General features: G+C 68.4%; 22 protein-coding genes and 1 tRNA gene. 5 read left to right on the top strand and 18 right to left on the bottom strand.

Going from position 1 to position 19,393, the window contains the following annotated elements:
• Positions 1-171 precede the first annotated feature (171 nt).
• The 9 genes from AVT10_RS16470 to AVT10_RS16430 form a co-directional block, all read right to left on the bottom strand.
• A tRNA-Phe gene (locus tag AVT10_RS16470) sits at positions 172-247 on the bottom strand.
• Between the two features lie 29 nt (positions 248-276).
• Positions 277-477 carry a DNA gyrase inhibitor YacG gene (locus tag AVT10_RS16465; protein WP_066693964.1) on the bottom strand — a complete coding sequence of 67 codons (201 nt, stop codon included), beginning with the start codon at positions 475-477 and terminating at the stop codon, positions 277-279.
• Entirely contained in the window at positions 455-1,429 is a 975-nt protein-coding gene (locus AVT10_RS16460; protein WP_066693961.1) for a ribonuclease, read from the bottom strand. The genes AVT10_RS16465 and AVT10_RS16460 overlap by 23 nt, the downstream gene beginning before the upstream one ends.
• Positions 1,422-1,991 carry a Maf family protein gene (locus AVT10_RS16455; protein WP_066693959.1) on the bottom strand — a complete coding sequence of 190 codons (570 nt, stop codon included), beginning with the start codon at positions 1,989-1,991 and terminating at the stop codon, positions 1,422-1,424. Before AVT10_RS16455 ends, AVT10_RS16460 begins: the two co-directional genes overlap by 8 nt.
• A gap of 29 nt (positions 1,992-2,020) precedes the next feature.
• Entirely contained in the window at positions 2,021-2,239 is a 219-nt protein-coding gene (gene infA / locus AVT10_RS16450; protein ID WP_003049127.1) for a translation initiation factor IF-1, read from the bottom strand.
• 286 nt (positions 2,240-2,525) lie between these two features.
• Complete coding sequence (locus tag AVT10_RS16445) at positions 2,526-4,460, bottom strand: alpha/beta hydrolase family protein (protein ID WP_066693957.1); 1,935 nt, start codon at positions 4,458-4,460, stop codon at positions 2,526-2,528.
• 136 nt (positions 4,461-4,596) lie between these two features.
• On the bottom strand, positions 4,597-6,771 hold the full coding sequence (locus AVT10_RS16440; protein ID WP_066693955.1) for a sodium-translocating pyrophosphatase: 2,175 nt from the start codon (positions 6,769-6,771) through the stop codon (positions 4,597-4,599).
• Positions 6,772-7,003: 232 nt separating this feature from the next.
• A complete protein-coding gene (gene thiL, locus AVT10_RS16435) occupies positions 7,004-7,879 on the bottom strand; it encodes a thiamine-phosphate kinase (RefSeq protein WP_066693981.1) in 876 nt (291 codons plus the stop codon).
• Complete coding sequence (locus tag AVT10_RS16430; RefSeq protein ID WP_066693952.1) at positions 7,876-8,907, bottom strand: DUF2332 domain-containing protein; 1,032 nt, start codon at positions 8,905-8,907, stop codon at positions 7,876-7,878. Before AVT10_RS16430 ends, thiL begins: the two co-directional genes overlap by 4 nt.
• Before the next feature lie 50 nt (positions 8,908-8,957).
• On the opposite strand from AVT10_RS16430, the gene hisG reads away from it, so the two are divergent.
• From hisG to nusB, 3 genes are all read left to right on the top strand, one after another.
• Positions 8,958-9,608 (top strand): ATP phosphoribosyltransferase, encoded by a 651-nt coding sequence (gene hisG, locus AVT10_RS16425; protein WP_066693950.1) that lies wholly within the window; start codon positions 8,958-8,960, stop codon positions 9,606-9,608.
• A complete protein-coding gene (gene hisD, locus AVT10_RS16420; protein ID WP_066693944.1) occupies positions 9,605-10,912 on the top strand; it encodes a histidinol dehydrogenase in 1,308 nt (435 codons plus the stop codon). Before hisG ends, hisD begins: the two co-directional genes overlap by 4 nt.
• Positions 10,913-11,217: 305 nt before the next feature.
• Positions 11,218-11,685: a transcription antitermination factor NusB gene (gene nusB / locus AVT10_RS16415; protein ID WP_066693942.1), complete on the top strand. Its 468-nt coding sequence runs from the start codon at positions 11,218-11,220 to the stop codon at positions 11,683-11,685.
• Between the two features lie 259 nt (positions 11,686-11,944).
• On the opposite strand, the gene AVT10_RS16410 is transcribed toward nusB, so the two are convergent.
• From AVT10_RS16410 to AVT10_RS16395, 4 genes are read right to left on the bottom strand one after another with little or no spacing between them, the layout of a single operon-like run.
• Positions 11,945-12,853: an alpha/beta fold hydrolase gene (locus AVT10_RS16410; RefSeq protein WP_066693940.1), complete on the bottom strand. Its 909-nt coding sequence runs from the start codon at positions 12,851-12,853 to the stop codon at positions 11,945-11,947.
• Entirely contained in the window at positions 12,850-13,752 is a 903-nt protein-coding gene (locus AVT10_RS16405; RefSeq protein WP_066693935.1) for a pirin family protein, read from the bottom strand. Before AVT10_RS16405 ends, AVT10_RS16410 begins: the two co-directional genes overlap by 4 nt.
• A complete protein-coding gene (locus tag AVT10_RS16400) occupies positions 13,752-14,456 on the bottom strand; it encodes a glutathione S-transferase (protein ID WP_066693933.1) in 705 nt (234 codons plus the stop codon). The genes AVT10_RS16405 and AVT10_RS16400 overlap by 1 nt, the downstream gene beginning before the upstream one ends.
• Positions 14,453-14,743, bottom strand: coding sequence for a BolA family protein (locus AVT10_RS16395; RefSeq protein WP_066693931.1), 291 nt, complete (start codon positions 14,741-14,743; stop codon positions 14,453-14,455). Before AVT10_RS16395 ends, AVT10_RS16400 begins: the two co-directional genes overlap by 4 nt.
• Positions 14,744-14,779: 36 nt before the next feature.
• On the opposite strand from AVT10_RS16395, the gene AVT10_RS16390 reads away from it, so the two are divergent.
• The gene (locus AVT10_RS16390) at positions 14,780-15,394 is read left to right on the top strand and encodes a J domain-containing protein (protein WP_066693923.1); all 615 of its coding nucleotides are present in this window, start codon (positions 14,780-14,782) and stop codon (positions 15,392-15,394) included.
• A 177-nt stretch (positions 15,395-15,571) separates the two neighbouring features.
• Here the strand turns inward: AVT10_RS16390 and AVT10_RS16385 are convergent, their stop codons facing one another.
• The 5 genes from AVT10_RS16385 to AVT10_RS16360 are packed head-to-tail and all read right to left on the bottom strand — an operon-like array spanning position 15,572 to position 18,627.
• Entirely contained in the window at positions 15,572-16,033 is a 462-nt protein-coding gene (locus AVT10_RS16385; protein WP_066693920.1) for an SRPBCC domain-containing protein, read from the bottom strand.
• On the bottom strand, positions 16,030-16,797 hold the full coding sequence (locus AVT10_RS16380) for a VOC family protein (RefSeq protein ID WP_066693916.1): 768 nt from the start codon (positions 16,795-16,797) through the stop codon (positions 16,030-16,032). The genes AVT10_RS16385 and AVT10_RS16380 overlap by 4 nt, the downstream gene beginning before the upstream one ends.
• Positions 16,794-17,519, bottom strand: a complete 726-nt coding sequence (locus AVT10_RS19000; protein ID WP_084401815.1) for a DUF1428 domain-containing protein — start codon at positions 17,517-17,519, stop codon at positions 16,794-16,796. The genes AVT10_RS16380 and AVT10_RS19000 overlap by 4 nt, the downstream gene beginning before the upstream one ends.
• Positions 17,516-18,205, bottom strand: a complete 690-nt coding sequence (locus AVT10_RS16365; RefSeq protein ID WP_066693914.1) for a glutathione S-transferase family protein — start codon at positions 18,203-18,205, stop codon at positions 17,516-17,518. The genes AVT10_RS19000 and AVT10_RS16365 overlap by 4 nt, the downstream gene beginning before the upstream one ends.
• Entirely contained in the window at positions 18,202-18,627 is a 426-nt protein-coding gene (locus tag AVT10_RS16360) for a VOC family protein (protein ID WP_066693912.1), read from the bottom strand. Before AVT10_RS16360 ends, AVT10_RS16365 begins: the two co-directional genes overlap by 4 nt.
• Before the next feature lie 70 nt (positions 18,628-18,697).
• Here AVT10_RS16360 and AVT10_RS16355 point away from each other — a divergent pair, with 70 nt between their 5' ends.
• Positions 18,698-19,375 carry a winged helix-turn-helix transcriptional regulator gene (locus AVT10_RS16355; protein WP_066693910.1) on the top strand — a complete coding sequence of 226 codons (678 nt, stop codon included), beginning with the start codon at positions 18,698-18,700 and terminating at the stop codon, positions 19,373-19,375.
• Positions 19,376-19,393 lie beyond the last annotated feature (18 nt).

Genomic DNA, 19,393 nt, shown 5'->3' with positions numbered 1-19,393 from the left:
CCGGCGGTGCTCGCCCCGCCGCTCGGCAGCCGCGGTAGCGACTGGCGCGACAAGGTGGCGACGCTGGCGGGCGAGCGCGGCTGGCGCACCGAGATGATCTGGTTCGAATCGGTCGCGTCGCGCTGAGACTGTCGCTCAGCCGGATGGGTCGCTTCATCGATGGGGAAGTGATGGTGCCCAGGGACGGGATCGAACCGCCGACACTGCGATTTTCAGTCGCATGCTCTACCAACTGAGCTACCTGGGCACGCCCGGATGTCCGGGAGAGCGCGCCTGTTAGCGTTGCGAATCGTCGCTGTCCAGCCCGGTTTCACCTTTTTCGTCGGACGAGGCGGCCGGACCGGGAATCCGATATCCCTCCCCCATCCAGTTCAACATGTCGCGGTCGCGACAGCCGCGGCTGCAAAAGGGACGATAGGCAGCGTCCGTCGGTGCGGAACACAGCGGGCAGTTGTTACGGGAAGCGGGCCTGGACATGGCCGGCGGATATGGCGAGGCCGGCGTCGCCCCGCAAGGCGAGCGTGGCGCCGAGCGTGCGTTCGACCGCCTGCACCCAGTCGGGCCGCGCGGCGATGGCGGCGATGACGGAGGGATGTGCGGTGAGCGTGCGTTCGCCGCTGCCCCGGTCGCGCTCCGCCTGACGCAGCAGCGCGCGGGCATGGGCGGGGACATGGGCGAACAGTTCGGGCAGCGACGCGCGGCTGCGGCGGCGGACGATCTGGAGAAAGCCGAAGCCGTTGACGGCGGTCCGCTCGAAGGGTTGCGGCAAGGTGGCGTCGATCGCCTCGGCGGCAGCGAGGCGCACGGCCTTGTCGCCGACCGTCGGCAGGTCGATGCCGATCGATCCGGCAAGGTCGAGCCGGGCGATGGCCCGCGCCGCCGCGCGCGCGCCGGTAATCGCGAGGTCGGCGGGGGCCACGTCGCCGTCAACGTCGATCAGCGTCATGGCGGGGGTGAGCGATATGCTCAGCGCCCCGCCGGGAAAGCCGACCTGTCCGGTCATCGCCTCCTCGATCAGCAACGGCCAGCCCGCCTCGCCCAGCAGGTCGCGGTCGAACGGGCCGACGATGCGGGCACCAGGCAGAGCAGCGAGCGAGGGGCCATCGCCCGGAAAGGCGTCGGGCAGGGCGGGGCGGGCGCGGGCGCGCTTGGGCTTGCCGGGTTCGGGGGTGGCAGGCCGGGTAATCTCGACCAGCAGCGTCGCCCCTTCGGTAACCGCACGGGGCAGGGGGTGGAGCAGCGCCTCGCCGCCGTCCCACGCGACGATGCCTTCGTTGCGCACGGTAATGCGGCGGACGAGGCGGGCGGGGAGAATCGTGCCGGCGAGCAGCGCGTCGTCCGGTTCGATCCGTGCTTCTACGATCTCGTCATCGACGATGCGGGCGGCACGGATTTCGCCGATGCCGCGCTCGACGATCCAGTCAGCCAAGCGGGACGCCGGCGGTTTCGAGCAGCGCGCGCGTGTCGAACAGCGGCAGGCCGATCACGCCTGAATGGCTGCCCGACAAGAATCGGACGAACGCTTCCGCGCGGCCCTGGATCGCATAGCCGCCGGCCTTGCCCAGCCCCTCGCCGCAGGCGATGTAGGCGTCGATCTCACGCGGCTCGAGCCGCTTGAAGGCGACGATGGTGTCGGCAATGCGGATTCGCGCCTTGCCATCGGGCATCAGCACGCAGACGGCGGACAGGCAGTGGTGACGCCGGCCCGACAACAGTCCGAGCAGTTCGCGCTGGACGTCTTCGGTGGTGGCGGGCGGCAGGATGCGGCGCCCAAGCGCGATGGTCGTGTCGCCGGCCAGCACGACCGCGCCGTCCTGAGGCCCGATCGCGCGCGCCTTCGCCTCGGCAAGGCGCAGGGCGTAGGGGCGCGGGAGTTCGCCCTTCAGCGGATTTTCGTCGATATCGGGTGCCTCGACCCGATCGGGCACCGCACCGATCCGCGCCAGCAGGTCGCGGCGGCGGGGCGAGGTCGAGGCGAGAATCAGGCGCATGGCCGTCGGTCCGGACACGCGGGGGCCGCTTACTTGAAGCGGTAGGTGATGCGACCCTTGGTCAGGTCATAGGGGGTCAGTTCGACGAGGACTTCGTCGCCGACCAGCACGCGGATGCGGTTCTTGCGCATCTTGCCGGCGGTGTGCCCCAGGATCTCGTGATCGTTCTCGAGCCGGACGCGGAACATCGCGTTGGGCAGCAGTTCGACCACCTGGCCGCGCATTTCGAGAAGTTCTTCCTTCGCCAAACAGATACCTCGTGAAATTATGGCGCACCGGCAACCGGGCGGGTTCCCATAGGCGCTAAACGCAAAAAAGGAAAGCACGAACGACCGGACCCGTGGCTGGCACGGCCGGTCGATGCTGTGGGGGGTGAAATAGGGGGCGGCGGCGGGGAGGGCAAGGGTGGCTTCGGGTTTCCCGTCAGCCGTCACCCCGGACTTGATCCGGGGTGACGCTTTTCCAACCGTGCCAGAAGAAGCGGGACCCCGGGTCAAACCCGGGGTGACGTGCAGGGTTCAGCTAGTGTCATCATCACGACGGATTATGCTCCTTCAGGAACGCGGTCATCTCGGTGAGGAATTGCAGCCGGTCTTCGCTGCGCGAGAAGAAATGGTCGCCCAGCGGCTGTTCGATATAGCGATAAGGCTTGCCCGCCTTCTTCAGTTCGGCGGCGAGGGCGCGCGACTGGGCGACGGGGACGCGCTTGTCGACCTTGCCGTGCATCAGCAGGATCGGGGTCGAGAAATCGGCGGCGTGGAAGCGCGGCGAGATCAGCTGGAAATCGGGCGCCTGGGTCTTCAGCCAGTCGCCGATGGTGCGGCCGTTCAGGAACTGGCTGTCATAGCGGCGCAGCGCCGCCAGGTCCGATACACCGGCATAGCTGATCGCGCAGCGATACAGGCCGCCGTCGCGCTGCGCGGCGCGCATCGCTGCATAGCCGCCATAGGATGCGCCGACCATGCAGACGCGCTTGGGATCGGCGATCCCCTGCTTGGCCAGATGGGTGACCGCGTCGTTCAGGTCGTCCTGCATCTTCAGGCCCCATTCGCCCTCGCCCTTCTTGGCAAAGGCGCGGCCATAGCCCGACGATCCGCGATAATTGGGCTGGACGACAACATAGCCGATCTCGGCCAGATATTGCGTCCACCAGTCCCAGCCCTCGCTGTCGCGCGCAAAGGGGCCACCGTGCGGCAGGACGATCAGCGGCAGGTTCTTCTGCCCGATCCGGTGGCGCGGCATGGTCAGTACGGCTTCGATCGGCGTGCCGTCGCGTGCGGCGTAGCGGATCGTGCTGACCGGCGAGAGGCGGCGGCCCTGCAACGACTGGCTGTTCCAGGCCAAGCGGTTCATCTTCGCATTGCGGGTGTCCCAGAAATAGAGCCCGCCGGGCTGTGACGGCGTGCCGACCTCGACGAGGAAGCGGGTCTGGGTGCGGTTCCACGACACGATACGGGCGCGGCGGTCGCCGACCGATCCGTCGATCGCTTCCTGCAATTCCTTCAGCGTCTGGTCGAACCAGACCGAATGGCCGTGGCGGTCGGTGACCTGCGCGCCGATGACGTCGTTTTCCTCCGCGTTGTCGAGGATGCCGTCGACGTCGTAACCATCCAGCGCATAGAGCTTCTTGCCGAGTTTCAGGTCGGGCAGCGAGACTTCGTAGAGCGCGGTGAAGCCGCCTTCGTCGTCGAAGGCGACGGCGCTGGTGCCGTCGGCACGGAAGGTGAGCGGGATGGTCATCCCGTCCTCGTCCTTGCGCACGCGGCGGGCGATGGGGCGGAACGCCTCGCCATTGTTCGCGCGGTAAAGCAGCACCGAGCCGCGCGTGGCATCGTTATACTGATAGCCGGCGCGGACCTGCCCGTCGCCATCGGCATACCATTTGTGCACGTTGGGACGCCCTTCGGCGACGCGGCGGGTCTTGCCGGTCGATACGTCGATCTCGAACACCGAATATTGGAAATCGGCCTCGGTATCGATGCCGGTCTGTTTCGACAGCAGGATGCGCGGCGAACCGTCATGCGCCACCCACAGTACGTCGTCGGCATAGACCCCGGACCGGGTCCAGTCGAGCTTGCGCGTGGTCTTCAGGTCGGTGCTGATCGCCAGCACGCGGGTGACGTAGATTTCCTGACCGAAATAATCCTGCTGTGCACCCAGCCCGATCAGCACCCAGTCGTCATTGACCCAGCGCCACCAGTTGATGTCGGTATCCTCGGGCGCGCCCATCGTGTGCCGCTGCTTGGGATCGATCAGCGAGGTGAGCAGCAGCGCCTGCCGCCCGTTCACCGCGCCCTTGGCCAGCAGGCGGGAGCCATCCGGCGACAGCCTGGGCGATTCGAGCAGGGGAAGCTCGGCGAAGGCGGCGATCGGGACGGGTGTTGCCGGATCGACGGCGGGTGCAGCCGGCGGGCTTTGCGCCGGCAGGGCGGTGGCGAGCGCTAATCCGATCCATGGCAACAGCCGCATTCTGGTCCCCCGTGTGCGGCGGGGCGGGCGGCACGCGGCGCTGCCCCCCGGCAACGTCCGTCCGTCCTGATCGAAAAGCCCCCGCCGTTCGGGCGCGATGGTAGCGCGCGCCCGGCGGGGCGCAATCCGCTTTTCGTTACGCCGCGCCACCCCCGGCGAGCGCGGCGAGCAGTAGCAGGGCGACGATGTTGGTGATCTTGATCATCGGATTGACCGCCGGGCCGGCGGTGTCCTTGTACGGATCGCCCACCGTGTCGCCGGTGACCGCCGCCTTGTGCGCCTCCGATCCCTTGCCGCCATGATTGCCGTCCTCGATATATTTCTTGGCATTGTCCCAAGCGCCGCCGCCGCTGGTCATCGAGATGGCGACGAACAGGCCGGAGACGATGACGCCGAGCAGCATTGCGCCCAGTGCCGCGAAGCCCTGCGCCTGCCCGGCGACCCACATGACGATGTAATAGACGGCTACCGGTGAGAGGACGGGGAGGAGCGAGGGTATGATCATCTCACGGATGGCGGCGCGGGTGACGATGTCGACGGTGCGGCCATATTGCGGGCGGCTGGTGCCGGCCATGATGCCGGGGTCGGCGGCGAATTGTGCGCGGACATCCTCGACCACCGACCCCGCCGCGCGACCGACCGCGGTCATGCCGAACGCCCCGAACAGATAGGGGAGCAGCGCGCCGAGCAACAGCCCGACGATGACATAGGGGTTGGACAGCGAGAAATCGACGGTCAGATCGGGAAAGAACAACCGCAAATCGGTGGTGTAGGCGCCGAACAGGACGAGGGCGGCAAGGGCTGCGGAGCCGATCGCATAGCCCTTGGTCACCGCCTTGGTCGTGTTGCCGACCGCGTCCAGCGCGTCGGTGCGGTGGCGGACCTCGTCGGGCAGCTGCGCCATTTCGGCAATGCCGCCGGCATTGTCGGTGACCGGGCCATAGGCATCCAAGGCGACGACCATGCCGGCCAGCGCCAGCAGCGCGGTCGCGGCGAAGGCGACGCCGATGATGCCGGCCAGCTGGTAGGAGGCGACGACGGCGACGACGATCACCAGCGTCGGCAGCGCGGTCGATTCGAGACTGATCGCCAGCCCTTGAATGACGTTGGTGCCATGGCCGGTGACGCTCGCCCGCGCGATCGACTTGACCGGGCGATAGGCCGTGCCGGTGTAATATTCGGTGATCCATACGAGCGCGGCGGTCACGCCCAAGCCGATCATCATGCACCAGAACAGGTCCATGCCGGTGAAGGCGGTGCCGGCGACCGGGGCCTGCGCGCCCATCGCCCCTTCGACGGTCAGCGTGTCGCCGCCGGGATCGAGGAAGCCCGCGCCGCCAATGACGGCGTTCAGGTCGCCCAGCGCCCAGCTGGCGGCGAAATAGATGGCGGGGACGGCAAGCAGCGCGGTGGTCCAGAATCCCTTGTACAGCGCGCCCATGATCGACTGGCCCTTGCCCAGCCGGACCATGTAGGTGCCGAGGATCGAGGTGATGATGCACACCCCGCCGACCACCAGCGGCAGTGCCATCAGGCGGAGCAGTTCGGCGGGCGGTGCCTGCACCAGCAGCGCGATCGACACCATGGTCAGGCCGATGGTCACGACATAGGTTTCGAACAGGTCGGCGGCCATGCCGGCGCAGTCCCCCACATTGTCGCCGACATTGTCGGCGATGACGGCGGGGTTGCGGGGGTCGTCCTCCGGGATGCCGGCTTCGACCTTGCCGACCAGATCGGCGCCGACGTCCGCCGCCTTCGTAAAGATACCGCCGCCCAGCCGCGCGAAGATCGAGATGAGCGAGGCGCCAAAGGCCAGCGCGGTCAGCGCCTCGACCACTTCGCGGTCGCCCGGACCATGGCCCGCGATGGCGACGAGGTACCAGAAGATGCCCGCGATCGCGAACAGGCCGAGCCCGGCGACCAGCATGCCGGTGATCGCGCCCGATCGGAACGCCATGGTCAGGCCACCCTGCAACGACCCGCGTGCGGCCTCCGCGGTGCGGACATTCGCGCGGACCGAAATCTCCATCCCGACATAGCCCGCCACGCCCGACAGCACCGCGCCGATGACGAAGCCGACGGTCGACAGCGCGCCAAGTGTGGGAAACAGGATGATCGCGACGATCACGCCGACGATGGCGATGGTGCGGTACTGGCGGCCGAGATAGGCCTTGGCCCCCTCCTGGATGGCGGCGGCGATGTCCTGCATCCGCGTATCGCCGGCCGGTGCGCGCAATACCTGCATACTGGTGAAGATGCCGTAGAGCACGGCGAGCGCCGCACATGCCATGGCCAGATAGACGATCGTCATCCGCAAACCCCTCCCTGCGTGGGGCGGCCCGGCTGTCTCGTCGGGTCGATGCCCTTGAAGGGACGCAGCTTATGCCGATGGGCGGGGGGCGCAAGGGATATTACGGGGGAGAAACCCGACCCTGTTATGCTACAACTCGCGTCATCCCAGCGAAGGCTGGGATCTTCCGGCGATAGCACGCCGCAAGAGTGGCTTGAGATCCCAGCCTCCGCTGGGATGAGGCCAAGTTTCGTCAGTGCTGGTAGCCCAAGCGGTCGGGCAGGGGGATGGGCTGACCGTTCTGGAGCGGGTGCAGCCCTTCGCCTGTCGCAAACGTGCCGATCCGCGTGGCGGCGACCGGTGGCTCGCCGTCGCAGGCGAAGAGCAGTTCGTAATCGTCGCCGGCGGTGGCAGCGGTCAGGGCGTCGTGGCCGAATGCCTTGAGGTCGTCCGACACGGGTACGTCGGCGAGGTCGATCGTGACCGCAAGGCCGCTCGCCGAGGCCATGCGTCGCGCGTCGATCAGCAGGCCGTCGGACACGTCCATCATCGCGTGGACGATCGGCGCCAGTGCCTGTCCTTCGGCGAGGCGCGGGATCGGGCGGCGGTAGCGGGCGAGGAGTGACGCCGGTCCCGCCGCACCTTGCGCGATGGCGAGGCCCGCGCCGGCATCGCCGATCGTGCCGGTTATCCACAGGCCATCGCCGGCGCGCGCGCCGTCGCGGCGGGGGGCATGGGCGCTGCGGCCAAGGGCGGTCAGCGAGAGGATGCGGGGGGCGTCGGGCGGGAGCTTCACCGTGTCGCCGCCGAGCAGCGGGCAGCCGAAGGTGCGCAGTACCTCGTCGAGGCCGGCGAGGAACGCGCGGTCCCACGCCTCCTCGCCGATCGGGTAGCCCAGCATCACCCCGAGGGGCACCGCGCCCTTGGCGGCGAGGTCGGACAGGTTGGTCGCGACCAGTTTCCACGCCACGTCGGCGGGCGGGTCGTCGGGCAGGAAATGGACGCCGGCCACGACCATGTCCTTGGTGAGGATCAGGTCGCCCAGATGTGCGGCATCGTCGGTGAGGCCATGTGCCCCGGCATGGAGCGGCAGGCGGCGTAGCGCGGCGAGGAAGTCGGCTTCGGTCACACGCCCGCGATCCACGCGCCATGGGCGTGGGCGGTGGCGAGCATCCGGCGATCGCCATGGCTGAGCCAGCTTTGCACGATCAGCTCCTGGCGTTGCAGCACGCGATCCGGCTCCATCCGGACCCAGGCGAGCGGGCGGTCGGACGTGGCGCGGGCGGCGGCTTCGTCGATCATCGCGGTGATCGCGGCGCGGCGGGCGTCGCCGAGATATTGCCAGACGACCGAGTGCATCAGGACGCGGGTGACGCCCGCTGCCTGCGGTTCGGCAAGGCGAGCGCGGAGCCAGTCGACCGCATCGCCCTGCACCAGATCGACCGGTCGGGCGCGTTGCATGGCGATGGCCGCCGCCAGCCGTTCCTGCCGTTCGGGCTGGTCGGCCCAGATATAGCCGGCGAGGCGGGTGGCGATGGCAGGATCGGTGGCGTCGAGCGGCTGGATGTCGACGCCGCGCACCGACGCGATGTGCAGTAGGACGGCGGGTGGCGGCGGCCCGTTCCATTCGGGACGGATGGTGACCGGGGCGTCTTCGGGACCGACTGTCGTACCGCCCAGATCGAACCGGTAGCGGTCGATCAGCAGGTTGAGGCCGGCGCTCGACCCGATCTCCAGCAGCTCGACCGCCGGGCCGTGGCGCTTTGCAACCTCCAGCAGACCGGCCATCAGGACGCCTGAGCGCATCGGTTCGTTGGTCTGTGGCGGGCCGTCGAGCCACGGCAGCAGCGCGGCGTCGTGTTCGACCAGCACGCGGCGCAGGATCGCCTGCGGCTCGCCTTCGCCCGCGAACAGCGCGGTCAGCTCAGGATCGATGCCGGACCGGGCCAGCGCGTGGAGACCTCCGACGAGGCGGAGCGGCAGCGCATCGGGGATCGGGTCGCCCGGCCAGTCGAGCGTGCGCCGGCCCGTCGCGCCGTCGCGCGACAGGGCGTCGGCCAGCGCCTCGCACACCCGCGCGGTGATCGGCGCGTCCATCGCCGCGCAGAACGCGGCCTGCTGGCGAAAGGCTTGGCGATTCGTCGGTTCGTCGGCCATGGGGCGTCTGTTGCGCCCGCCCCGCACCCCAAGTAAAGCCCGCCGTGCCCATGACCGATCCCATCATCATCGCCGTGCCCAAGGGGCGTATCCTCGACGAAGCCATGCCGCTGCTGGCGCGCGCCGGCATCGTGCCCGAAGCGGCGTTCCGCGATCCCGACAGCCGCGCGCTGCGCTTCAGGACCGACCGGCCGGACATCGACCTGATCCGCGTGCGCGCGTTCGACGTGGCGACGTTCGTGGCACATGGCGCGGCGCAGCTGGGCATCGTCGGGTCGGACGTGCTGGCCGAGTTCGACTATTCGGAGCTGTACGCGCCGGTCGACCTGAAGATCGGGCATTGCCGCATCTCGGTCGCAGAACCGGCGGGCATGGCCGCGACCGACGATCCGCGCGGGTGGAGCCATGTGCGGATCGCCACCAAATATCCGCACACGACCCAGCGCCACTTCGCGGCGCGGGGCGTTCAGGCGGAGTGCGTGAAGCTGAACGGCGCGATGGAGCTGGCCCCGGTGCTGAGCCTCGCGCCGCGCATCGTCGATCTGGTATCGTCGGGCCGCACGCTGAAGGAGAATGGGCTGGTGGAAGTCGAAACCATCGCCGAGGTGACGTCGCGGCTGGTCGTCAACCGTGCGGCGTTCAAGACGCGCGAACAGGTCGTGCCTTTGGTCGATGCGTTCCGCCGGGCGGTGGCGGCATGATCCGGCTGGACGTGAGTGCGGCGGGGTTCGCCGCCGACTTCGCCGCGCTGGTCGATGCGCGGCGCGAGGCCGACAGCGACGTGGCGCGCGACGTGACCGCGATCCTGCGCGCGGTGCGCGAGGAAGGGGATGCGGCGGTCCGGGCCTTTACCGAGAAGTTCGACGGGCATGATCCGGATGCGACCGGATGGCGGATCGAGCTGGCCGACTGCCGCGCGGCGCTGGACGGGCTGGACCCGGAGCTGCGCGCGGCGCTGGAACTGGCGCATGACCGGATCGCGGCGTACCACGCCAAGCAGCGGCCCGAGGATCGCGACGAGGTCGATGCCGATGGCGTCCGGCTGGGTGCCAGGTGGAGCGCGGTCGCGGCGGCGGGGGTCTATGTGCCCGGCGGGCGTGCCGCCTATCCGTCGTCGGTGCTGATGAACGTGGTCCCGGCCAAGGTCGCCGGGGTCGAGCGGATCGTGATGGTCACGCCGACGCCCAAGGGCGAGGTGAACCAACTAGTCCTCGCTGCCGCTGCGCTGGCCGGGGTGGACGAGGTGTGGCGGATCGGCGGGGCGCAGGCGGTCGCGGCGCTCGCCTATGGCACCGACCGGATCAAGGCGGTCGATGTCGTGACCGGCCCCGGCAATGCCTGGGTCGCGGAGGCCAAGCGGCAGCTGTACGGCGTGGTCGGGATCGACATGGTCGCCGGGCCGTCGGAGATCGTGGTCGTGGCGGACGGGCAGAACGATCCGGCATGGATCGCCGCTGACCTGCTGAGCCAGGCCGAGCATGATCCGACCAGCCAGTCGATCCTGTTCACCGACGATGCCGGCTTCGGCGATGCGGTGGCGAAGGCGGTCGATGACCAGATCGCGCAGCTGGCGACCGGACAGGTGGCGCGGGCGAGCTGGGATGCGAACGGCGCGATCGTGATCGTGCCGACGCTCAGCGATGCGATGCCGCTGGTCGACCGGCTGGCGCCCGAGCATCTGGAGCTGGCGGTCGGCGATCCCGAGCCGCTGTTCCGGGCGGTACGGCATGCCGGGTCGGTGTTCCTGGGGCGCTATACGCCGGAAGCGGTCGGCGATTATGTCGCGGGGCCGAACCATGTACTGCCGACCGGGCGGCGGGCGCGCTTTGCGTCGGGGCTGTCGGTGCTGGATTATATGAAGCGGACCAGCTTCCTGGGGCTGGATGCGGCGGCGCTGGCGAGGATCGGGCCGGCGGCGGTCACGCTGGCCGGGGCGGAAGGGCTGCCGGCGCATGCGCGGTCGGTGGCGATCCGGTTGGACGCGCCGGGCAACGGGGCAGCGTAGCTGCACCGAGCCGCACGAAGCGCGTCCGGCCGGCGGCGCGGGCAGCGCCGTCCGACGGCACGGGCTTTGCCCGTGGCGGCCCTGGGTTGCGGCTTTCGGTAGCGGCGCGGCTACTCCCGCGGCAGGGGGAAGGTTTCGGTTCAAAGTTCACTAAGTTCACACTCGTGCGCGATTGGGGCGCCGGGGGGACTGGCGTGTTCGCGGGGCGGACGGTTCAAAGAGCGGTCCCATCCTGTCACCGTCCGCGGCTGTAGGAAAGCGCCCCCTCGACTTGCCACCCAAGGTGGCGCTATGGGGCGGCGCTTATGACCAGCAAGACTTCCCGTCCGCGAGGCGCCCGTCAGGCCCGCGCCGCCGCCCGGTTGGCCGCCGTGCAGGCGCTGTACCAGCATGAGATGGAAGCGACGCCGATCCCGGCGCTGCTCCACGAATTCCACCAGCACCGGCTGGGCGCGACGATCGAGGACGTCGAATATGCCGAGGCCGACGTCCATTTCTTCGACGATGTGGTCAAGGGCGTCGATGCCCGCCGCGAGGAGATCGACGCGCTGATTTCGACCAAGCTGTCGTCCGGGTGGACGATCGAGCGGCTGGACAAGCCGATGCGCCAGATCCTGCGCGCGGGGACCTATGAGTTGCTGGCGCGGGCGGATGTGCCGGTGGCGGCGGTCATCAGCGAATATCTCGACGTGGCGGATGCGTTCTACGACCGGCGCGAGAAGGGGTTCGTGAACGGGCTGCTCGATTCGGTGGCGAAGCAGGTTCGGGGGTAGTTTCTCCCGCCCCTCCGTTTGCTTCGAGCGGAGGTTCGAGCTTGTCGAGAACCGTAGTCGAGAAGGGGGTGCCCCGAGCGACCGGGTTCTCGACGGACGCTTCTCGACTTCGCTCGAAGCTGCTCGAACTGAACGGGTGGGTGGCAAGAGGGGCGCCTATCCCGACCGTTCATGCTGAGTAGGGGCTGAGCGCAGTCGAAGACCCGTATCGAAGTACCTGTCGAGGTCCTTCGATACGCCATTTCGACAAGCTCAATGGCTACTCAGGACGAACGGGTCTGTCCGCCGCAGAGCCGAGCCACCCTCGCAACGCCGCATTCACCGCCTCCGGTGCCTCCCACGGCACGAAATGCCCGGCTTCCACCTTCACCACGCGCAGGTCGGGGACATAGCCGGGCAACGCGTCGAGCTGCACCGGCAGCAACGCATGGTCCTGCATGCCCCAGATCACCAATGTCGGCTGGGGTATCGGCGGGAAGGGGCCGTCGAGCCATGCCGGGCGGTCGGGCTGTTCGCCGGGCGCGGGGACGATGATCGGGGAAGCGCGATACCAGTTGAGCATTGCGGTCATCGCGCCGGGATTGCCCCATTCGTCGAGATAGGCCGCCTTGTCCTCGCCCGCGATGGCGCGGGTGACGAACCGGGCGAAGCCGTTCGTGAAGAAATGTTCCAGGCCGGTCCCCGTCAACCCCTTGTCCAGCGACGTATCGCGGAACCGGGTCATATACTGGCTCGCGGCACGCTGATCGGGATCGTCGAACAGCGAGCGCTGGAAGACCAAAGGATGCGGGGCGTTGCAGATCACGAGCCGCTCGATACGGTCGGGATGGTTGAGCGCGGCCATCCATGCGATCGCGCCGCCCCAGTCATGGCCGACCAGCGTGAAGCGGGCGATCCCGAGCGCGTCGGCCAGTGCGATCAGGTCGGCGACGATGCGCGCCGGGGCATAGTCCGCGACTGCCGGCGGCTTATCGGACTTGGCGAAGCCGCGCTGGTCGGGGGCGACGACATGATGGTCGCGGGCGAATTCGGGCAGCTGGTGCCGCCATGTCCGGTGCGATTCGGGAAAGCCGTGGAGGAAGATCAGCGCCGGATGCGCGGGGTTCCCGGCGATCGCCACATCGAGCGCGACGCCGGTCGACAGCGCGATGCGGCGCAGTTCGGTCATGGATAGCTCACCGTCTTGGGAATTTCGGGAATCGGAATGAACTCTTCCGAATCGTCGGGCACCTTCGGGAAGTTGCCCGCCTTCCAATCCTGTTTCGCCTGATCGATGCGGTCGCGGCGCGAGGAGACGAAATTCCACCACACGAAGCGTGGGGTGGTGAAGGCTTCCCCGCCGCACAGCATCACGCGTGCGCCGGCGGACGAGCGCAGCGTGGCGGCGATGCCGGGGCGCAGCACGTAGAGCGTCATCGGTTCGAGGTTCACACCGTCGAGCGCCGCATCGCCGTGCGTCAGGTAGAGCGCGCGTTCGTCGGCGCCGGCGTCGATCGGGATCGCGCCGTTCGGCTCCAGCACGATATCGGCATAGATGGTCGCGGCGTACTGGGTGGTCGGGGCCGACGCGCCCCACAAATCGCCCATGACGACGCGCGCGGTCGCGCCGCTGGCGGAGACGACCGGCAGCTTCGCAGCTTCGACATGTTCGAACGCGGGGTCCATTTCCTCATGGGACTCCGGCACCGCCAGCCACGTCTGGATGCCCGAGAGGAGCGGGCCGCCGGCACGCTCGTCGGCAGGGGAGCGTTCGGAATGGACGATGCCGTGGCCGGCGGTCATCAGATTGACCGCGCCGGGTTCGATCCGGGCGAAGGTGCCCAGCGAATCGCGATGGTCGATCGCCCCGCCGAACAGATAGGTGACGGTGGCCAAGTTGATGTGCGGATGGGGGCGCACGTCGATCCCTTGTCCGGGGTCGAGTTCGGCCGGGCCCATCTGATCGAAGAAGATGAACGGGCCGACCATCGTACGGGTCCTGGTCGGCAGGGTGCGGTGCACCTTGAACCCGCCGAGATCGTGGGTGACCGGCTGAATCGTCTGAAGGAAGAAGCGGTCGTTTTCCATCAGTCGGCGTCCAGTTCGGTATAATGGCGGAAGATGCCGTCCGTATTGAACGCGATCCGGCGGTCGCTGGCAAGATAGGCGGCGATTCCGGGCAGTTCGGCGACCCGGTCGCGAATGTCGATCAGGCGCGGGATGTCGCCGGTGAGCGTAGCCATGCGCTGCGGAAAGGCGTAGCGCAGCCCCTCGACCAGCTGGAACAGCGAGGTGTCGACATAGGTCCAGCGATGGTCGATCGCCCATGCCCCGCCATGTTCGCTGATCAGGGTTTCGAAATAGCCCAGATATTTGGGCAGGCGTTCCTGCAGGAACTGCTGCGCCGCGCGCGCCGATTCCGGGCGCTGTTCGTCATAATAGGCCGACATGGCGACCGGGTGATGGACCGCGTGCACTTCGGCGATCAGATCGGCGATGGTCAGCTGCCACTGGTTCGCCCATTGCCGGTCGCGGATGCTGGAGAGGGCAAGGCCGTGGCGCTCGCCCAGATATTGCAGGATGTTGGCGACCTGCGCCAGGCGCATCCCTTCGAGTTCGAGGAAGGGCGGGGCGAAGGGCGCGCGGGGCTGGCGTGCGAGGTGGCGCTGCATCGCCTCCACCCCCTCAATCCGGGCGCAGTCGCGATAGTCGATGCCGGCGGCCTCCATCGGCAGGCGGACGAACTCGCCGCGCCCCTGGATGGTGGGCCAGTACCACAGGTCGTAGATCAATCGGCGTCTCCGGGCGCGCGGGCGCGGATCGCCAGCGCATGAATGCGGGTCGCGAGCAGATCGGCCAGCGCGCGATTGACCAGCCGCTGCCGCGCGACGCGCGACTGTCCGGCAAAGGCATCGGCGACGATATCGACCGAGAAATGGGTCTCTCCCGTACCGTCGTCGCCCATATGGCCGGCATGGTGGTGGCTGTCGTTGGTGACGGTGAGTGTTGTCGGCGACAGGGCATCCGTCAGGCGGGTGGCGATCAGGTCGGCGAGCGGAATGGTGGCGGTGTCGGTCATGCGACCTATATAACGCGCTTTGCCAGAGGGAGTCGCGTGGCGCGCGAGAGAATATCGAAGGATCGCCCCAATGCCCGGTTCCATGGGCGGGTCGAAGCGAACGGGCGGCCGTGTGAGGTGCCGGGGTGCCCGGAGGCGGGCGAGTTCCGCGCGCCGCCGCTGGAGGGCGCACCGCAGGGCGGCGACCGGCCGAGCGCCTATCGCTGGTTCTGCCTCGACCATATCCGCGCGTTCAACGCGGGGTATAACTACTTCGCCGGCATGACCGCGGAGGAGATCCACGATGCGCAGCGGCCCTATGCCGGATGGGAGCGGGAGACGCGCGCCTTTGCACGGGCGGGAACCGATCCGGGGCCGGCCTGGGCCGACTTCGCCGATCCGCTGGATGCGATCGGCGCGAAGTTCCGGGGTGTGCGCGAGGCGCGGGCCGAGCGGCAGGACGGGCGGCCGCTCAGCCCGGCGGACCGGTCGGCGCTGAAGGTCATGGGGCTGGCGGTCGATGTCGACCGGACGGGCCTGCGCAAGCGCTATTCGGAGCTGGTGCGGCAATATCATCCCGACCGCAATGGCGGGGATCGCAGCCATGAGGCGGCGTTGCAGAAGGTGATTGCGGCGTATCAGCAGTTGAAGGGGGCGGCTGCGTTTGCGTGAGGGGCTTACTGCCCCCCATTACCCACCCCGTTTGGTTCGAGCAGCTTCGAGCTTGTCGAGAAGCGTCCGTCGAGAACCCTGTGTTTGGGGCAACCCCTTCTCGACTTCGGTTCTCGACAGGCTCGAACCTGCGCTCGAAGCAAACGGAGTGGGGAAATGGTGACTGGTGAGGGTGGCTCACCCCAACCCGAGCGCCACCGCCTCCAGCTGTTGCGCGACCATCGCCCAGCCGCCCTCGAACCCCATTTCGGCGTGCATCTTCGCCGTCTCGTCGTCCCAGTGCCGGGCCGCGGCGCGGTAGAGGGTGGCGCCGTCGCCATCGGCTTCGAAGGTGAAGACGCCGACGAAGGTCAGCCGCTGCGGCTGCGATATCCAGCCCGGTGCGAAGGCGTTGGTGAACACGATGCGTTCGTGGGGCACGACGTCGAGGATCACGCCCTCGCCGGTCATCGCCTCGCCATTGGGCCCGCGCATCGTGGTGGCGAAACGGCCGCCGGGTACGAGGTCGAGGCCGAGCAGTTCGGTCGTCCACGGACGCGGCGCCCACCATTTGGGCAGATGGTCGGTCCAGGCCCGCCATACGGTTTCGACGGGGGCGGGGATGCGGCGTTCGATGGCGAGTTCGTGTTCAGGGATCATGGGCGTGATCCTACCAGTCCGAAGCGTGCTCCCATAGGGTCGCTGGCGACGACCGAGTAACTGCCGCCGGGGATCTGGTCGGGACCCTGCAGGATCGTGCCGCCGCCCGCCGTGATCCGTGCCGCGGCATGGTCGATATCGGCGACCATCGCATAATATTGCCAGCCGGGCTGGGCGCCGGGGAAGGTGCCCATTGCCGCGCCGATCGCCGTATCGCCGCTCAGCAGGAATTTATACTCGCCGAGCGGACCCATCGGCATCGCACCTTCCTGTCGCCAGCCGAAGCGGGCGGTATAGAAGGCGATGGCCCGGTCCTGATCGGGGGCGGTCAGTTCGTTCCATACGAAATGGCCGGGCGTCGCGCCGTTCGCATCCTGAAACGATGCGCTGGGTTCGGCGCTTTCGCTGCGCATCAGGTAGAGCGCGGCGCCCTGCGGATCGGTCAGCATCGCCATGCGGCCGACGCCGGGCATCGACATGGGCGGCATGTGCTGCGTACCGCCGTTCGCGACGAAATCGGCCGCGGCCGCATCGACATCGTCCACCGCGACATAGCCGAGCCAGGTCGAGGCCGGCATGCCCGGCGGCATCGCCATCAGCCCGGCGACGGGAATGCCGGCGGCGGTGGTGAACAGGCGATAGTCGATGCCGGGCGTGCCGGAATCCTGCACGGTCCAGCCGACGACGTCCCCATAGAAGGCGGCTGCCGCATCGACGTCGCGGGTCAGCAATTCGTACCAGACGAAATCGCCCCGGCGGTTCATGCGCCTGCTCCCATGTGTCGATCGAAGATGGGGGTGAAGCCGCCATAGACCATGCGCTTCCCGTCGAAGGGCAGGGCGCGGTCGGCCATGCGCGGGTCGGCCATCATCGCCTGCCAGCCGCTGTCGCGCACGTCCTTTGACGGCCATTCGATCCACGAATAGCAGGCGACCTCCCCATCCCGGAGATCGACGGCGCGGGCATAGTCGGTGTGCTTGCCCGGCGGCACGTCGTCGCCCCAACCCTCCACGACGCGCAGCGCACCGTGATCGCGGAAGACCTGCGCCGATTCGGCCGAGAAGGCGAGATAGGCGTCCTGGCTGTCGGCCGGGACCGGGGTCAGGCAGCCATCGACATAGCCGGGCGTGGCGTCGTCGCCGCTGACCATCACCCCGTCGAACCCGCCATAGATCATGCGCTTGCCATCGAACGGCATGTCGAGTTCGGCCATGCGCGGATCGGCCATCATCGCCGCGCCGACGCGGTCGCGGGTCGCACGGTCGGGATATTCGATCCAGCTGAACAGCACCTCCTCATCATCGGCCAGCGCGACCGAGCGCGCGAAGCCGGTATGGGTGCCCGCCGGCACGTCGTCGCCCCGGCATTCGACCAGGCGCGTCGCGCCGAGATCGGCAAAGATCGCCGCCGCCTGCGCGACATGGGCTTCGTAAGCCGCGCGGTTGGCGCGTGGCACCGGGGTCACGAACCCGTCGATATAGGTCATGCACAGTCTCCCTTGGCCACCCATTCGGCATAGCCGGCGGGCGGTTTGCCGGTGAACCCGGCCAGTTGCGCGGCGAGCGCGCGGTGAAAGGCGGGGCGGGCGGTGCCGCGTTCGACATAGGTGACGAGCGTCGGATGCGCGGCGAGCTGTTCGCTGCCCTCCATGATCCGCAGCACCGCGACCATCATCAGGTCGCCGATGCTGAACGCGCCGTCATACCATTCCCGGTCGCCCAGCCGCGCCGCGACCTCGCCAAAGCGTTCGGCGATGCGCGCGTCGATCGCGGGCAGGCGCGGTTTCGACCAGGGTTCGTCGCGTTCGAACAGGGTGGCGACGGCATGGTCCATGATCGGCGGTTCGACGGTATTGAGCGCGGCGAACAGCCATTCGGTCGCGCGTGCCTTGCCCGCCGGATCGGTCGGCAGCAACACGCCGTGGCGTTCGGCAAGGTGCAGCACGATCGCGCCCGATTCGAACAGCGTCAGGTCGCCGTCCTGATAGGTCGGCACCTGTCCGAAGGGCTGGCGCGCGCGGTGGTCGGAACGCTTCTGCGCGCCCTGCGACAGATAGTGGACGTCATAGGGCCGGCCCGCTTCCTCCAATATCCAGCGGACGCGCAGGTCGCGGACCTGGCCCTGCGCGAAATCAGGCACCCAGTCGAAGGCGGTGATGACCGGGCGGGTCATGCCGCGCCCTCCGCATGGGCGGCCTCCGCCGCCGCCATGTCCATGGTGAACGGACCCCAGCCATGACCGTCGAGGTCCTCGAACGCGCGGCTGTACATATAGCCTTCGTCCTCGGGATCGTGCAGTTCGCGCCCGCCCGCCGCCAATGCGGCCTCGGTGATCGCGTCGACGCCGGCACGGTCGTCGAACGAGAGGGCGAGCAGCACGCCGCTTTCGGTCTTCGCATCGATGATCCGCTTGGGCGTGAAGGTCGCGTAGAAGGCGCGGTCGAGCAGCATGACGTGGATGCTCTCCGACCAGGTCATGCCCGACCCGCGTTCGTTCGAGAATCGGCCGTCCTTCACGAAGCCGATCGCTTCGTAGAAGCGCGTCGCCGCGGGCACATCGGCGACCGCGAGGTTCACGAAAATCATCTTCGGCATGGCACCCTCTCCCCGGCTCAACCGAATCGCTGTTTGTATTGGATGCGCGTCGGGGTTAGAAAAAGCAACGATGGAGTTAGAAAAAGTAACTATTGATGCCAAGCGGCGCTATGACGATGCCTGCGGCGCGGCGCTGGGCATGGAATATGTCGGCGAACGCTGGGCGCTGCTGCTGATCCGCGAGCTGCTGCTGGGGCCGCGCCGGTTCGGGGAGATACGCGCCGGCCTGCCCGGGATCAGCGCCAACGTCCTGACGCAGCGGCTGGCGGGACTGGAGGCGGCGGGGATCGTCGAGCGGCTGCGCCTGCCGCCGCCCGCCAATGCGCAGGTCTATGCGCTGACCCGCTGGGGCTATGAGGCGGAGCCGGTGGTGCTGGCGCTGGCGAAATGGGCGCTCCGGTCGCCGACGCACGATCCCTCGCTGCCGTTTTCGGCGGTGTCGCTGATGCTGGCGCTGAAGATGCTGCTGGTGCCGGAGCGGGCAGGGGACTGGTGCGCGACGGTCGCGTTCCGGCTGGGCGACGATCCCTATGTCGCCGAACTGGCGTCCGGGGCGCTGTCGGTGACGCGGGGGCTGGGAGCGGCGGACGCAACCTTGTCCGGCCGCCCTTCGGCGTTCCTGCCGGTCGTGTTCGGCGCGAAGCCTTTGTCGGCGGCGGTGGCCGAAGGGGCAATCGCGCTGGAGGGGAACCGCGCCATCGCCGAACGGTTCACGACGCTGTTCCGATTGCCGCCGAAGGTTGAGTAGGCGGCCCGCTTCGTCCTA

The sequence above is a fragment of the Sphingomonas hankookensis genome, from assembly GCF_001619955.1.
GTDB lineage: Bacteria > Pseudomonadota > Alphaproteobacteria > Sphingomonadales > Sphingomonadaceae > Sphingomonas > Sphingomonas hankookensis_A.
Note: the sequence above shows the minus strand (reverse complement) of the source record. Positions and strands in the feature narration are given on the sequence as shown.

Excerpts from the sequence above, each read along its gene's own strand:
- AVT10_RS16465 (WP_066693964.1), bottom strand. The coding sequence starts at position 477 with ATGTCCAGGCCCGCTTCCCGTAACAACTGCCCGCTGTGTTCCGCACCG.
- AVT10_RS16385 (WP_066693920.1), bottom strand. The coding sequence starts at position 16,033 with ATGATCCCTGAACACGAACTCGCCATCGAACGCCGCATCCCCGCCCCC.
- AVT10_RS16355 (WP_066693910.1), top strand. The coding sequence starts at position 18,698 with ATGGAGTTAGAAAAAGTAACTATTGATGCCAAGCGGCGCTATGACGAT.
- nusB (WP_066693942.1), top strand. The coding sequence starts at position 11,218 with ATGACCAGCAAGACTTCCCGTCCGCGAGGCGCCCGTCAGGCCCGCGCC.
- AVT10_RS16410 (WP_066693940.1), bottom strand. The coding sequence starts at position 12,853 with ATGACCGAACTGCGCCGCATCGCGCTGTCGACCGGCGTCGCGCTCGAT.
- AVT10_RS16405 (WP_066693935.1), bottom strand. The coding sequence starts at position 13,752 with ATGGAAAACGACCGCTTCTTCCTTCAGACGATTCAGCCGGTCACCCAC.
- AVT10_RS19000 (WP_084401815.1), bottom strand. The coding sequence starts at position 17,519 with ATGACCTATATCGACGGGTTCGTGACCCCGGTGCCACGCGCCAACCGC.
- hisD (WP_066693944.1), top strand. The coding sequence starts at position 9,605 with ATGATCCGGCTGGACGTGAGTGCGGCGGGGTTCGCCGCCGACTTCGCC.
- hisG (WP_066693950.1), top strand. The coding sequence starts at position 8,958 with ATGACCGATCCCATCATCATCGCCGTGCCCAAGGGGCGTATCCTCGAC.
- AVT10_RS16445 (WP_066693957.1), bottom strand. The coding sequence starts at position 4,460 with ATGCGGCTGTTGCCATGGATCGGATTAGCGCTCGCCACCGCCCTGCCG.
- AVT10_RS16430 (WP_066693952.1), bottom strand. The coding sequence starts at position 8,907 with ATGGCCGACGAACCGACGAATCGCCAAGCCTTTCGCCAGCAGGCCGCG.
- AVT10_RS16360 (WP_066693912.1), bottom strand. The coding sequence starts at position 18,627 with ATGCCGAAGATGATTTTCGTGAACCTCGCGGTCGCCGATGTGCCCGCG.
- AVT10_RS16455 (WP_066693959.1), bottom strand. The coding sequence starts at position 1,991 with ATGCGCCTGATTCTCGCCTCGACCTCGCCCCGCCGCCGCGACCTGCTG.
- AVT10_RS16365 (WP_066693914.1), bottom strand. The coding sequence starts at position 18,205 with ATGACCCGCCCGGTCATCACCGCCTTCGACTGGGTGCCTGATTTCGCG.
- AVT10_RS16380 (WP_066693916.1), bottom strand. The coding sequence starts at position 16,797 with ATGAACCGCCGGGGCGATTTCGTCTGGTACGAATTGCTGACCCGCGAC.
- AVT10_RS16395 (WP_066693931.1), bottom strand. The coding sequence starts at position 14,743 with ATGACCGACACCGCCACCATTCCGCTCGCCGACCTGATCGCCACCCGC.
- AVT10_RS16440 (WP_066693955.1), bottom strand. The coding sequence starts at position 6,771 with ATGACGATCGTCTATCTGGCCATGGCATGTGCGGCGCTCGCCGTGCTC.